At 62.5% G+C, this 11,831-nt stretch carries 15 protein-coding genes; 8 read left to right on the forward strand and 7 right to left on the reverse strand.

What is annotated here, in order from left to right; translation table 11 throughout:
- Nucleotides 1–128 precede the first annotated feature (128 nt).
- Together ACN8M7_RS07325 and ACN8M7_RS07330 are read right to left on the reverse strand one after the other, a co-directional pair.
- Nucleotides 129–458 carry a type II toxin-antitoxin system RelE/ParE family toxin gene (locus ACN8M7_RS07325; protein WP_490260306.1) on the reverse strand — a complete coding sequence of 110 codons (330 nt, stop codon included), beginning with the start codon at nucleotides 456–458 and terminating at the stop codon, nucleotides 129–131.
- Nucleotides 455–691 (reverse strand): type II toxin-antitoxin system ParD family antitoxin, encoded by a 237-nt coding sequence (locus tag ACN8M7_RS07330; protein WP_090433382.1) that lies wholly within the window; start codon nucleotides 689–691, stop codon nucleotides 455–457. The genes ACN8M7_RS07325 and ACN8M7_RS07330 overlap by 4 nt, the downstream gene beginning before the upstream one ends.
- Before the next feature lie 393 nt (nucleotides 692–1,084).
- Here ACN8M7_RS07330 and ACN8M7_RS07335 point away from each other — a divergent pair, with 393 nt between their 5' ends.
- The 3 genes from ACN8M7_RS07335 (at nucleotide 1,085) to efp (ending at nucleotide 3,150) form a co-directional block, all read left to right on the forward strand.
- Nucleotides 1,085–1,291 (forward strand): hypothetical protein, encoded by a 207-nt coding sequence (locus tag ACN8M7_RS07335; protein ID WP_061238256.1) that lies wholly within the window; start codon nucleotides 1,085–1,087, stop codon nucleotides 1,289–1,291.
- 109 nt (nucleotides 1,292–1,400) lie between these two features.
- Nucleotides 1,401–2,543 carry an elongation factor P maturation arginine rhamnosyltransferase EarP gene (earP, locus tag ACN8M7_RS07340; RefSeq protein WP_490260307.1) on the forward strand — a complete coding sequence of 381 codons (1,143 nt, stop codon included), beginning with the start codon at nucleotides 1,401–1,403 and terminating at the stop codon, nucleotides 2,541–2,543.
- Nucleotides 2,544–2,577: 34 nt separating this feature from the next.
- The gene (gene efp / locus ACN8M7_RS07345) at nucleotides 2,578–3,150 is read left to right on the forward strand and encodes an elongation factor P (RefSeq protein WP_003460252.1); all 573 of its coding nucleotides are present in this window, start codon (nucleotides 2,578–2,580) and stop codon (nucleotides 3,148–3,150) included.
- A gap of 107 nt (nucleotides 3,151–3,257) precedes the next feature.
- Here the strand turns inward: efp and ACN8M7_RS07350 are convergent, their stop codons facing one another.
- A complete protein-coding gene (locus tag ACN8M7_RS07350; RefSeq protein ID WP_490260308.1) occupies nucleotides 3,258–4,220 on the reverse strand; it encodes a LysR family transcriptional regulator in 963 nt (320 codons plus the stop codon).
- A 100-nt stretch (nucleotides 4,221–4,320) separates the two neighbouring features.
- On the opposite strand from ACN8M7_RS07350, the gene ACN8M7_RS07355 reads away from it, so the two are divergent.
- On the forward strand, nucleotides 4,321–5,088 hold the full coding sequence (locus ACN8M7_RS07355; RefSeq protein ID WP_490260309.1) for a sulfite exporter TauE/SafE family protein: 768 nt from the start codon (nucleotides 4,321–4,323) through the stop codon (nucleotides 5,086–5,088).
- Here ACN8M7_RS07355 and ACN8M7_RS07360 read toward each other — a convergent pair.
- On the reverse strand, nucleotides 5,083–5,937 hold the full coding sequence (locus ACN8M7_RS07360) for a LysR family transcriptional regulator (RefSeq protein WP_061239544.1): 855 nt from the start codon (nucleotides 5,935–5,937) through the stop codon (nucleotides 5,083–5,085). The genes ACN8M7_RS07355 and ACN8M7_RS07360 overlap by 6 nt on opposite strands.
- A 97-nt stretch (nucleotides 5,938–6,034) precedes the next feature.
- On the opposite strand from ACN8M7_RS07360, the gene ACN8M7_RS07365 reads away from it, so the two are divergent.
- Genes ACN8M7_RS07365 through ACN8M7_RS07380 form a run of 4 tightly spaced genes read left to right on the forward strand, consistent with a single transcriptional unit; the run spans nucleotide 6,035 to nucleotide 8,942 of the window.
- Complete coding sequence (locus ACN8M7_RS07365) at nucleotides 6,035–6,259, forward strand: DUF1127 domain-containing protein (RefSeq protein WP_061239542.1); 225 nt, start codon at nucleotides 6,035–6,037, stop codon at nucleotides 6,257–6,259.
- 24 nt (nucleotides 6,260–6,283) lie between these two features.
- Nucleotides 6,284–7,228, forward strand: a complete 945-nt coding sequence (locus ACN8M7_RS07370) for a DMT family transporter (RefSeq protein WP_490260310.1) — start codon at nucleotides 6,284–6,286, stop codon at nucleotides 7,226–7,228.
- Nucleotides 7,229–7,246: 18 nt separating this feature from the next.
- Nucleotides 7,247–7,714, forward strand: coding sequence for a DUF3291 domain-containing protein (locus ACN8M7_RS07375; RefSeq protein WP_490260311.1), 468 nt, complete (start codon nucleotides 7,247–7,249; stop codon nucleotides 7,712–7,714).
- A 34-nt stretch (nucleotides 7,715–7,748) separates the two neighbouring features.
- Complete coding sequence (locus tag ACN8M7_RS07380) at nucleotides 7,749–8,942, forward strand: winged helix-turn-helix domain-containing protein (RefSeq protein WP_490260312.1); 1,194 nt, start codon at nucleotides 7,749–7,751, stop codon at nucleotides 8,940–8,942.
- On the opposite strand, the gene ACN8M7_RS07385 is transcribed toward ACN8M7_RS07380, so the two are convergent.
- From ACN8M7_RS07385 to ACN8M7_RS07395, 3 genes are all read right to left on the reverse strand, one after another.
- On the reverse strand, nucleotides 8,939–9,328 hold the full coding sequence (locus ACN8M7_RS07385) for a lysozyme inhibitor LprI family protein (RefSeq protein ID WP_490260313.1): 390 nt from the start codon (nucleotides 9,326–9,328) through the stop codon (nucleotides 8,939–8,941). The two genes, ACN8M7_RS07380 and ACN8M7_RS07385, sit on opposite strands and share 4 nt — an antisense overlap.
- 51 nt (nucleotides 9,329–9,379) lie before the next feature.
- On the reverse strand, nucleotides 9,380–10,135 hold the full coding sequence (gene loiP / locus ACN8M7_RS07390) for a metalloprotease LoiP (protein WP_490260314.1): 756 nt from the start codon (nucleotides 10,133–10,135) through the stop codon (nucleotides 9,380–9,382).
- Between the two features lie 163 nt (nucleotides 10,136–10,298).
- Complete coding sequence (locus ACN8M7_RS07395; RefSeq protein WP_061239531.1) at nucleotides 10,299–11,645, reverse strand: class II 3-deoxy-7-phosphoheptulonate synthase; 1,347 nt, start codon at nucleotides 11,643–11,645, stop codon at nucleotides 10,299–10,301.
- Nucleotides 11,646–11,831 lie beyond the last annotated feature (186 nt).

Raw genomic sequence — 11,831 nt, forward strand, 5'->3', positions numbered from 1 at the left:
GGCTCGACCTCGCGGGGTAAGACGGGCATGTTTATGCAGGTTCATCCGGGGCTCCTGGAAGGCTGTGTTGGTCGCGCTTCCAGAATTCCGGGAATGCCCCGGATGAACAACCTACTGAGAGATCACAACTAGCTCTCTTCTGAGGTGCTCAGCCATTTGGGCAGATCTTTCATTTCGTGCAGTACGCGCCAAACATCGATGTGGGTGTCTTGCTCGACATAGAACACAAGGTAGGGATAGCGCTGAAGCGGCCAGGAGCGCAAGCCGGGCAGATCCAATTCATGGGCGTAGCGTGCAGAGCTGGAGGCAGGATGGCGGCTGATCTGCTTATAGGCTCTCTCCAGGGCATCAACGAAGCCTAGTGCGGCTTTCTCGGCCTGTTCTTCCAGGTAGTAGGCAATCGCGCTGTCTACGTCTCTGTTGGCTAACTCACGCGGGATGATGGGCTTTTGCTTCATCCTTGAGCGTTCCGCACGCGAGCACGGAGCGATTCGAAGTAGTCAGCATCGGCAGGGGCGGCAGGGGCAGAGGCAGCACCGGCAAGCAGCAGGCTACGCAGGTGTTGGCGATCTTGATCCTTGCGAATCAGCTCGCGCACGTATTCGCTGCTGGTGCCGTAACCGCGCTGGTTCACCTGTTCATCGACAAAGCTTTTGAGAGCGTCTGGCAGGGAGATGTTCATGGTGCTCATTGGGTGTGCCTCTTGCCAAATTTTGCCAAAGATCATAGCGCGAGTTTTGCTGGCAGTGTCGAGAAAGTGTCGAAATCATAGGGCCGAATAGCGAATGTAGTAGGTGAGGGAGCCTAATCTTCTCCTGTCTCTGGGAAGAGTGCCGCACTGCAGATTCGCGTGGGTTTCAGCCCTCTCCCCCAGCCCCTCTCCCATGAATGGGAGAGGGGAGCCAAGCGCCCTGCCGCGCGAGAATGACGAGATGGCGTGATAGGTTTGCCGACGCCGTTTGCCGGGCATCTGCGCCAGCCATTGGCAATATCCATGGTCACTATCAAGCGCACTGATTTCTGTCTGACGAGGCATCGGCCTAATGTTCAGTCCAACAGAGATTGAGTTGGATTGGAGGTCATGATGTCCCGTGTCGATGTGGTTTCCCTGGTTGGTAGCGCCGTACCGGCTGAGCTCCGGTCCGATGGTCATATGGCGTGCTGGCTGGTCATGGTAGACGGTCAGCCGAAAGCCGGTCCCTTCGCGTCTCGTGAGGCCGCGTTGGCGTGCCAGGCGGTCTGGCTGCTCAGCAGTGCGATACGCCGTGAGGGCGATTCGCTGCTGGCCTGACTTCACTGTTTTATCCCGCGCTCGCTCCAGCGCTCCCCTTGGCCCGCCTCTGGCGGGCTTTTTCTTGCTCGCCGGTTAGAATGGCGATCATTTTCTGAAGGGGTGCAGTGTGGCCAGGTGGGACATCTTCTGCAGCGTGGTGGACAACTACGGTGATATCGGCGTGACCTGGCGGCTGGCCCGGCAACTTGCGGCCGAGCAGGGGCATGCGCTGCGCCTTTGGGTCGATGATCTGGGGGCATTCGTGCGCTTGTGTCCTGACGCAAGTGCCAGTGTCGAGAGCCAGCATTGCTCTGGCGTCGAGGTGCGTCAGTGGTGTGAACCTTTCCCTCTGGTCGAGCCAGCCGATGTGGTGATCGAGGCCTTTGCCTGCCAGTTGCCGCCGTCTTATATAGAGTTGATGGCCGGCAATGGCGGCCGGCGTTTGTGGCTGAACCTGGAGTATCTCAGCGCCGAGGAGTGGGTCGCAGGCTGCCATGGCCTGCCATCGCTGCAGCCAGGAGGCTTGCAGAAGTTCTTCTTCTTTCCGGGGTTCGTGGAGGGCACGGGCGGTTTGCTGCGCGAGGCCGATCTGCTGGCGCGACGACGTGCCTTTCAGGCTGACACGTCGGCTCAGCAGGCTTTCCTGCTGGCGCTCGGTGTGGAGCGCGAAGCAGGTGCGAGGCTGATTTCACTGTTCGCCTACGAGAATGCAGGCCTGGCGGGCTGGCTGGATGCGCTTGCAGTCGCGCCGCAAGCGACTCAGTTGCTGGTGCCGCAGGGCAAGGTTCTGGTCGATCTGCAGGCCTGGTTGGGTGACGCGCAACTGGGGCCGGGAGATCAGCGGCAGCGCGGCAGTCTGTCGATTCATGTGCTGCCGTTCGTGGCTCAGGACGATTATGACCGTCTGCTTTGGTGCTGTGACTTCAATGCGGTGCGCGGTGAGGACTCCTTCATCCGTGCGCAGTGGGCTGGTCGGCCACTGCTCTGGCATATCTACCCGCAGGAGGAAGGGGCGCATTGGCACAAGCTCGAGGCATTTATGGCGATCTATAGCGCCGTTCTGACGCCAGAAGCAGTTGCCGCCCAAGCCGCGTTATGGCGGGCCTGGAATGCCGGCGAAGGGATGCAAACGGCCTGGCCTGCCTTCTTGGAAACCTGGCCGGCGCTGCAGCAGCACGCCGAGCAATGGTGTGACGATCAGGCCGCTCGGTCGGATCTTGCCACGGCGCTGGAACAGTTTTACCGAAATTGGCTATCATACGCGGCCTAGATTTCTGTACCTCCCGCATATTTCGGATATCCGCATGAAAACTGCACAAGAAATGAGAGTCAACAGCGTGGCCCTGATCGACGGCCAGCCGTGGCTGATCCAGAAGGCCGAGTTCACCAAGTCCGGTCGTAACAGCGCCATCGTCAAGATGAAGCTGAAGAACCTGCTCAACGGTTCCAAGACCGAGACCGTCTACAAAGCCGACGACAAGATGGAGCCGGTGATTCTCGAGCGCAAGGAAGTGAACCTGTCCTACATCAGCGGTGAGGACTACGTGTTCATGGATCCGGAGTACAACTCCTACGAGCTGCGTTCCGAAGATCTGGAAAGCGTTCTGCCGTTCATCGAAGAAGGCATGAGCGATGTCTGCGAAGCCGTGTTCTTCGAAGGCAAAGTGATCTCCGTCGACCTGCCGACCACCATCGTGCGTCAGGTTGTCTACACCGAGAACGCTGCTCGCGGCGACACTTCCGGCAAGGTCATGAAGCCTGCCAAGCTGCGCAACGGTACCGAGATCAAGGTTGCCGAGTTCGTCGACATCGACGACTGGATCGAGATCGATACCCGTGACGGTTCCTACAAGGGCCGCACCCAGGCGCCAGCCTGAGCTTGAGCTTGACGAAAAACCCGGCCTAGGCGCCGGGTTTTTTGTGCTCGCTTTTTGTCAGAAGGCCTTCGCGGCTGAAACCAAATGCCACTCAGCCGCTACCGCGGTCATTGTTGCGCGATGGCCAGGCCGGCCTGTAGCGCCAGGTCCCAGGGTGGTGGAAAGCCGAAGCGCTGCTTGAGAAAACTCAGCAGCAAGCGGGTGCGTGGGCTGGCTTCGCGCTCCAAGCGCAGGGCGTAGATGCTTACCGGCTCGACAGGCGGCAGGCCATGTTCGCAGAACAGCGGGATCAGCTCGCCGCGCTGCAGATGTTCGCTGCTCATCCAAGTGGGCAGGTGGGCCACGCCAAGGCCGGCGAGGGCGCTGAACAGCAGGGTTTCGGCATTGTTGCTGGTCTGCCGCAGGCGTTTCGGCTTGCACAGCTGCAGCTTGCCGTCGACCTCGAAACGCCAGGCGTAGGGCGGCGCCAGGCTGTCCCAATCGAGGCCGTCGTGTTGTTCCAGCTCCAGTGGGCTGCGCGGGATGCCACGGCGGCGCAGGTAGTCCGGGCTGGCGCAGACGATGCGAGTCATGGATGCCAGGGGTGTTGCGACCAGGCGGCTATCCGGTAGCGGACCGATACGCACGACGATATCCACCTCGCCCAGGTGCTCGCCCTGCAGGTCGATGAAGCTGTCGATCAGGCGCAGTTGTACATCCAGGCCGGGGTTGGCGCGAAGGAACTCGGCAATCGCCGGGGCCAGATGGCGACGACCGAAGGGTGAGGGCGCGTCGATTCGGATCAGGCCTTCCGGTGCGCTGCTCAGCGACACTGCTTCGGCGCGTGCCAGGTGCAACTCGGCGAGGATACGCCTGGCGCGTTCGGCGAACGCCAGGCCGGCCGGGGTGACGCGTACCGCGTGGGTCGTGCGACTGAACAGACTGCTGCCCATGGCGCGCTCAAGGGCGTCGATGCGCCGCGCGACTGCCGAAGGCGTGAGCGGATGGCGCCTGGCGGCCGCGGAGAAGCTGCCGGTCTCCAGTACGTCGAGAAAGAGTTCCAGTTGGTCGGTCAGGGCATCAGGGTTCATGGCAATCTGCTTGTGCAAAATAAGCAAAGCCATTGTGCGTTGCTGTGCGTTTCCGCGCTAGCCACGACTGATTAACATGCGCCCACTGTCTGGAGGTGTCATGAATCTGTTCGACCTGTTGCTGAATCTGTTGCTGGGCCTTGGTTTGGGAACTCTGGGCGGCTTGTTCGGCATCGGCGGCGGCCTGATCGCCATTCCGGTGCTGGGTATCGTCTTCGGGCTCGATCAGCAACTGGCCCAGGGGACTGCGTTGGTGATGGTGGTGCCGAACGTTATGTTGGCGATCTGGCGTTACCACCAGCGAAATCGCATCGATCTGCGGCATGCCCTGGTGCTCGGCGTCACCAGTTTCTTCTTTGCCTGGTTGGCGTCTCTATATGCGGTGGAGATGGACTCACGCACCATGCGCTGGGCCTTCGTCGGGTTCCTGCTGGCACTGGCCACCTACAACCTGGTGCGTATGCTGATGGCTCAGGTGCCGGCAAGTGGCGAGCTTCGCCATCCCTGGGGCTGGCTCGGTGTGCTGGGCGGTGTGTCCGGGGCCATGGGTGGGCTGTTCGGGGTGGGTGGGGCTGTGGTGGCGACGCCGGTGCTGACCAGCGTCTTCGGCACCACTCAGGTAGTCGCGCAGGGCCTTTCACTGTCACTGGCGCTACCTAGCACCGGGGTCACGCTGTTCACCTATGCAGTGCATCAGCATGTCAACTGGTGGATGGGCGTGCCGCTTGCCGTGGGCGGCCTGCTCAGCATCAGTTGGGGCGTGCGCCTGGCGCACTCGCTGCCGGAGCGTCTGCTGCGCGGCCTGTTCTGCGGCTTTCTGCTGCTCTGTGCGCTGATGTTGGCGCTGGAGTCGGGCGGGCGCCTATAAGCGAAAACCTTCGACGATGTGGTCGGCCAGGCATTCGGTGACAGGGGACTGGCTGCTCTCGTTGCGGAGCAGCACGATGCTGGTCAGCGGCAGCAGCGGCAGGCCTTCGGCTTCACCGAGAATGCGCAGGTCGGGAGTGATCAGGCTTTGCAACTGCGCGGTGACGGCCAGACCGGCGCGCACCACAGCGAAGATCGCTGACAGGCTGGGGCTGGTGTAGGCGATGCGGTAGGGACGGCTCATTGCATCCAGTGCGTTGCAGGCCCATTCGCGGCAGAAGCAGTCGGCGTTGAACATGGCCAGCGGCATGGGGTTCTGTTCGTGCGGGCAAAAGCCCTGGGCCACAGCCCAGGCGAAGCGTTCCTGGCGCAGCAGTTGGCCGATCTCCTTGCCGGGCTGGCGGGTGACGATGGTCAGGTCGAGATCCTGGCGCAGCAGCAACTGGCCGGATGGTTCGCAATGCACTTCCACCTGTACCAGCGGGTAGGCCTGGGCGAAGCGCGAGAGAATCTCTGGCAGAAAGCGCATCACGTAGTCATCCGGCGTGCCGATGCGCACGGCACCGACCATATGCGGTTCGCGCAGGGTATTGAGCACTTCGCCATGCAGTTTGAGAATGCGCCGCGCATAACCCAGCAACACCTGGCCCTCTGGCGTTAGCCGTACCTGGCGGCCGTCGCGCTCGAACAGCGGACGCTGCACCACGTCCTCTTCCAGTCGCTTCATCTGCATGCTCACGGCTGACTGGGTACGATTGACCGTTTCTGCGGCGCGGGTGAAACCGCCCGTGTCGGCGATGGCCACGAAGCTGCGCAGCAATTCGGTATCAATACTGGGGTGAAAGGCCATTCATCAATTCTCGAGATGTATTGCATAAGAAACATTCGTTGGATTGATCTTAAGCGCGACCCGACACTGACGCCAACCCCACAAGGAGGGCGAAGAGATGAAAGGTCAAAAAGGTTATGCGTTGGCTCAGTCCATCCACTTCGATCGCTTGCCGTCACTGGCCAGTGTGTGGCGTATGCTGCGGCGCTGGCGTCAACTGGCCCGCGAGCGGGGACAACTGGCGCGGCTGGATGATGCTGCATTGAAGGATCTGGGACTCTCGCGTGCCGATGTATTGCAGGAGGCCGAACGGCCGTTCTGGGATGATCCGTTGAGAAAGTGAGTGGCAAATGACAGGAGTTGCTGAATGACTGCAGTACGCAAGGGCGCCGATTTTTTCCTGTTCCAGCTGATGCTGCTGTTGTGCGCCATCTGGGGCAGCCAGCAGGTGGCCATCAAGCTGGCGGCGGATGATATCGCGCCCATGTTGCAGGTGGCACTGCGCTCGGGCGTGGCCGCCATGCTGGTCGGCCTGCTGTTGCTGTGGCAGCGCGGTTGGCGTGAGTGGCTCAGCTCGACCCGGCTGGCTGGGATCCTGGCCGGCGTCTTGTTTGCACTGGAATTCTTCTTTATCGCGCTGGGCCTGCGCTACACCACGGCCTCGCATATGGCGGTGATTCTTTATACGGCCCCGATTTTCTCGGCGCTTGGCCTGCATCTGCTGCTACCCAGCGAGCGCTTGCGTCGCCTGCAGTGGCTGGGCATCGCGCTGTGTTTCGCTGGCGTGGTGATGGCCTTTGGCGTGGGCGGTAACTGGGCCGAGATCGACCCTCAGATGCTGCTCGGCGATGCGCTTGGGCTGTGCGCTGGCATGGCCTGGGGCGCTACCACGGTCGTCGTACGCGGTTCGCGCCTGTCCGAGGCGCCGCCTGGGCTGACCTTGTTCTATCAATTGGCTGTCGCCTTCGTGCTGCTGCTGAGCTACGCGCTGATGATGGTGGACCTGTCCCAACTGCGCTGGACTCCCGTGGCCATCGCCAGCATCCTGCTGCAGGGTGTGGTGGTGTCGTTCTTCACCTACCTGACCTGGTTCTGGCTGCTACGCCGCTACCTGGCTTCGAACATGGCGGTGTTCTCCTTCATGACCCCACTGTTTGGCGTCAGCTTTGGCGTGTTGGTGCTGGATGAGCCACTGACCCTCAATTTCATCATCGGTGCGGCACTGGTGCTGTCGGGTATCACCCTGGTCAGCAGTGAGGCCTGGTTGCGTCGACGTTTTACGAGTTGGCGCGGCTTGCCGCAGCAACCCTGACGCAAGGAGGCTGGAAATTTGTCCGCTTATCACTTGGCCCAACTGAACATCGCCTGGATGAAGGCGCCGCTGGACGCACCGGAGATGGCTGATTTCGTCGCCAATCTGGAACGCATCAATGCCTTGGCCGAAGCCTCGCCCGGCTATGTATGGCGACTGCAGGACGAAGCGGGCGATGCCACGACTATCCGTCCATTCGGTGACGAGGTGCTGGTCAACATGTCGGTCTGGCAGGACGTGCAGTCACTCAGCGATTACGTCTACAAATCGGCGCATACCGAGATGCTCAAGCGCCGGCGCGAATGGTTCGAGCGTGTCGAACAGGCGCACCAGGTATTGTGGTGGGTGCCAGCCGGGCATCGGCCGAGTGTGGTCGAGGCAGCCGAGCGCCTGGCCCATTTGCGTGAGCACGGCGCGACAGCGCAGGCGTTCACCTTTCGCCAGGTGTTCCCCGCAGCGCCTGAAGCCGTCGACAGCCGCGCTTAGACCGCAGTCGCGCTGCCTGATAGGCTGAGCCGCCATGACGCTCTCTCTTTCCATCACCGAAGCTCGGCGCCTGGCCCTGGCAGCCCAAGGCTTCGGTCGCACGCCCCGTGGCGCCATCGCGCACAAGCAACTGCAGGCGCAGATCGAGCGCCTTGGCGTGCTGCAGATCGACTCGGTCAATGCGCTGGTACGCTCGCATTACCTGCCGGCTTTTTCTCGCCTCGGTCATTACCAGGCCGGGCATCTCGATGAGCTGGCCTGGGGACGGGCGCGGCGCAGGCGTCTGTTCGAATACTGGGGGCACGAAGCCTCGCTGCTGCCGCTCGATCTCTATCCGCTGCTGCGCTGGCGAATGCGCCGAGCCGCGGATGGGCAGGGCATCTACAGCCAGTTGGCGAAGTTCGGTGTCGAGCGGCGCGACGTGATAGACAGCGTATTGCAGGCTGTGCGCGAGCGTGGTGCGCTGGGCGCCGGCAGCCTTTCCTCGCGTACCGAGAAGGCCGGCCTCTGGTGGGACTGGAGCGCGGAGAAGACTGCGCTGGAATGGTTGTTCGCCGCAGGCGAGGTAACGGTTTCCGGGCGACGTGGCTTCGAACGGCTGTACGACCTGCCGGAGCGGGTCATTCCTGCTGACACGCTGAATCACCCGGACATTGACCAAGCCGAAGCGCAGCGGCGGCTGTTGCTGCGTTCTGCCGATGCCCTTGGCGTGGCGACCGAGCGCGATTTGCGCGACTACTACCGACTGGACGTCAGCGACAGCAAGCAACGTATCGCCGAACTGGTGGAGGCGGGCGAACTGCTGCCCGTCACGGTGCAGGGCTGGCGGCAGATGGCCTATTGCCGGGGCGAGCCGCGTATTCCCCGGCGTGTTCGCCACAGTGCATTGCTGTCGCCGTTCGATTCGTTGATCTGGGAGCGCGAGCGTACCGAGCGCTTGTTCGGCTTCCGCTATCGCCTAGAGATCTACACCCCGCAGGCCAAGCGCGTGTATGGCTACTACGTGCTGCCGTTTCTGCATGATGAGCGCCTATTGGCGCGCGTGGACCTGCGCAGTGAGCGTGCGGCCGGGCGCCTGGCAGTGCATGCCGTGCATCTGGAGGAGGCGATATTGAGCGAGGAAGCGCACCTGGCGCTGGGGGATTCGCTGCGCGCGCTGGCGCGTTGGCTGGGTCTGGACGAGGTGTGGCTGGCGCCGGGTGTCAGTCAGCGCGGGCTGCTTGGCTAGCCGCCGTTGTTCAGCAGGAACTTCAGTTCTTCCACGCGCTGGATGTTCATCTGCATCGGGCAATAGTGAAACATCGGCGAGCCGACATGCTTGCCCTGCAGGTCGCACTGGCCATTGCGATAGACCAGCCAGGCCTTCTGCGCGGTTTCCAGCTGTACTGCATCCTGCGGTGCGTCGTCCTGCAGCTTGAGGAACAGCTGCTGGTAGACGTGGTTCATCTCCTGTTTCACCGTTTCCGATACACCTTCGGCGCAGCCGGCGACGCTGGCGTTATTGATCGTCCCGCTGGCGTCCAGGCAGGCCTGATACTGCTTGTCGTAGTCGGCCCAGGCGCCGAGCGGCGTCAGCAGAATGCACGACACCAAGCTGTTGCGCAGTCTCGACATGGCAATCTCCCAATGAAACAGGGGCTGCGTTGCAGCCCCTGAACATGACGCTTACTTGGCAGTCAGACGGGCACGCATGTTGGCGGCGCGGTCGCTGGAGCCCGGGTGCGAGGAGAACATGCTGCTGTCGCCGCCGCCCAGCTTGGCCAGTTTCTCGAACGCGGTGACCAGGCCATCGCGCGGGATGTTGCGCTGGGTCAGCAGGTCGAAGGAGAAGTTGTCGGCGGCATTTTCCTGGCTTTGCGAGAACTGCGCATTGACCAGTTGCTCACCCAGGGCGCCGAGTTGCGACGAAGACAGAGCGGCGATGGTGCCGTTGCCCGAGGCCGCAGCCGCATTGCGCGCGGCAGTGGTGGCGTAGGCGGTCTGCATGGCCTTCTTGCTGTGGCCGAGGGCAACGTGGCCGATCTCGTGGCCGAGCACGCCTTCCACTTCGTTGTCGGTCATCAGGTCCATCAGCCCGCTGTAAACGCGCACGCAGCCGTTGGCCATGGCCCAGGCATTGACCTCATCGGCCTGGTAAACCTTGTAGCTGATCGGCGTGCCGTTGATCTGATGGCCAAGATTGTTGGCGATCTTGTTCAGGCGCTTGGTATATGGGCTGTTCGGGCCGGCGATGTTAGCTTCGCTATCCATCTCGGCACAGGCCTGGTCGGACATGCTGCGTACTTCGGCGTCGCTGAGGGTCGCGGCCTGCACGGCCATCAGGCCGGACTGCAGCATGGCGTCGGGAGACATGTTCTGGCAGCCAGTCAGCATTACGGCGCTGGACAGGGCGAAAGCGGAGAGGGTGGTGCGCAGTTGCATGGATCATCGTCCTTGTTGGAGGGGTGGGCCGCGAGTCCTTTCCGGCTGGGTAGCGTCTACAGCACCTGTCCGGTGCTCGCGTTGGGGGCGACATTATGCCGGATACCGCACAAAAGAAGTGCGAGCCGGTTCGCGCCCTGGCCGGCAGCCAGGGCACGGGCGGTCAGCGGCGTACCTGCTTCAGCGTCTCGGCGATCATGAAGGCCAGTTCCAGGGACTGGTCGGCATTCATGCGCGGGTCGCAGTGGGTGTGGTAGCGGTCGGACAGCCCATCCTCGGTGATCGGGCGCGAACCGCCGATGCACTCGGTGACGTTCTGCCCGGTCATTTCGATATGGATGCCGCCGGCGTAGGTGCCTTCGGCCTGGTGCACGGCGAAGAATTGCCGGACTTCACTGAGAATCTGCGCGAAGTCGCGGGTCTTGTAACCACTGCTGGCCTTGATGGTATTGCCGTGCATCGGGTCGGAGCTCCATAGCACCTGACGACCTTCTGCCTTGACCTTGCGCAGCAGGCGCGGGAAGTGCGCTTCGACCTTGTCCGCGCCCATGCGCACGATCAGGTTGAGGCGGCCCGGGTCGTTGTCCGGGTTGAGCGTATCGATCAGGCGGATCAACTCGTCCGGGTCCATGCTCGGCCCGACCTTGACGCCGATGGGGTTCTCGATGCCGCGCATGAATTCGATATGCGCGCCATCCAGCTGGCGGGTACGGTCGCCGATCCACAGCATGTGCGCGGAGCAGTCGTACCAGCGATCGGTGAGGCTGTCGCGACGGACGAAGGCTTGCTCATAGTTCAGCAGCAGCGCTTCGTGGGCGGTGAAGAAGCTGGTTTCACGCAGTTGCGGAGCACTGTCCATGCCCACGGCGCGCATGAAGGCGAGGGTTTCGTCGATGCGTCCGGCGAGCTGGTGGTACTTCTCGGCCAGCGCCGAGTTGGCGATGAAGTCGAGGTTCCACTGATGCACCTGGTGCAGGTCGGCGAAACCGCCCTGGGCGAACGCGCGCAGCAGGTTGAGGCTGGCGGTGGCCTGGTGGTAGGCCTGCAGCAGGCGCTCCGGGTCCGGTACGCGACTGGCGGCGTCGAAGCCGATGCCGTTGACGATGTCGCCACGATAGGCGGGCAGGGTAACGCCATCGAGGGTTTCGTTACCGGACGAGCGTGGTTTGGCGAACTGTCCCGCCATACGCCCGACCTTGACCACCGGGCAGCCGGCAGCGAAGGTCATGACGATGGCCATCTGCAGCAGCACCTTGAAGGTGTCGCGGATTTTCGCGGCGGAAAACTCGGCAAAGCTCTCGGCGCAGTCGCCGCCCTGCAGCAGAAACGCACGGCCCTGGGTGACCTCGGCGAACTGGCGACGCAGTTCGCGCGCCTCGCCGGCAAAGACCAGCGGAGGGTAGCCGGCCAGGGACTGCTCGACACGGCTCAAGTGAGCGGCATCAGGGTATTCAGGCTGCTGCTGGATGGGCTTGGCCCTCCAGCTCTCGGGGCTCCAGGCGTTCGACATGCTGCGTCTCTAGCGGTTGATCAGGCGGAGGCGCATGGTAACCGATAAGCCCCGCGGCTCGTACGTGAATTGGCTGCGCTGCCGCTGATGGGCCCTGGCAGGCTCGAAGCCGATCGCCGGCAGCGGCGCAAAACGCGTCCATGGAATTATCGCGTGACCTGAGGCGGCGCCTTCAATGACAATCGA

This window comes from Pseudomonas spartinae (genome assembly GCF_965197125.1).
Classification (GTDB): domain Bacteria; phylum Pseudomonadota; class Gammaproteobacteria; order Pseudomonadales; family Pseudomonadaceae; genus Aquipseudomonas; species Aquipseudomonas composti_A.

Excerpts from the sequence above, each read along its gene's own strand:
- ACN8M7_RS07325 (WP_490260306.1), bottom strand. The coding sequence starts at position 458 with ATGAAGCAAAAGCCCATCATCCCGCGTGAGTTAGCCAACAGAGACGTA.
- ACN8M7_RS07330 (WP_090433382.1), bottom strand. The coding sequence starts at position 691 with ATGAGCACCATGAACATCTCCCTGCCAGACGCTCTCAAAAGCTTTGTC.
- ACN8M7_RS07335 (WP_061238256.1), top strand. The coding sequence starts at position 1,085 with ATGTCCCGTGTCGATGTGGTTTCCCTGGTTGGTAGCGCCGTACCGGCT.
- efp (WP_003460252.1), top strand. The coding sequence starts at position 2,578 with ATGAAAACTGCACAAGAAATGAGAGTCAACAGCGTGGCCCTGATCGAC.
- ACN8M7_RS07350 (WP_490260308.1), bottom strand. The coding sequence starts at position 4,220 with ATGAACCCTGATGCCCTGACCGACCAACTGGAACTCTTTCTCGACGTA.
- ACN8M7_RS07355 (WP_490260309.1), top strand. The coding sequence starts at position 4,321 with ATGAATCTGTTCGACCTGTTGCTGAATCTGTTGCTGGGCCTTGGTTTG.
- ACN8M7_RS07360 (WP_061239544.1), bottom strand. The coding sequence starts at position 5,937 with ATGGCCTTTCACCCCAGTATTGATACCGAATTGCTGCGCAGCTTCGTG.
- ACN8M7_RS07365 (WP_061239542.1), top strand. The coding sequence starts at position 6,035 with ATGAAAGGTCAAAAAGGTTATGCGTTGGCTCAGTCCATCCACTTCGAT.
- ACN8M7_RS07370 (WP_490260310.1), top strand. The coding sequence starts at position 6,284 with ATGACTGCAGTACGCAAGGGCGCCGATTTTTTCCTGTTCCAGCTGATG.
- ACN8M7_RS07380 (WP_490260312.1), top strand. The coding sequence starts at position 7,749 with ATGACGCTCTCTCTTTCCATCACCGAAGCTCGGCGCCTGGCCCTGGCA.
- ACN8M7_RS07385 (WP_490260313.1), bottom strand. The coding sequence starts at position 9,328 with ATGTCGAGACTGCGCAACAGCTTGGTGTCGTGCATTCTGCTGACGCCG.
- loiP (WP_490260314.1), bottom strand. The coding sequence starts at position 10,135 with ATGCAACTGCGCACCACCCTCTCCGCTTTCGCCCTGTCCAGCGCCGTA.
- ACN8M7_RS07395 (WP_061239531.1), bottom strand. The coding sequence starts at position 11,645 with ATGTCGAACGCCTGGAGCCCCGAGAGCTGGAGGGCCAAGCCCATCCAG.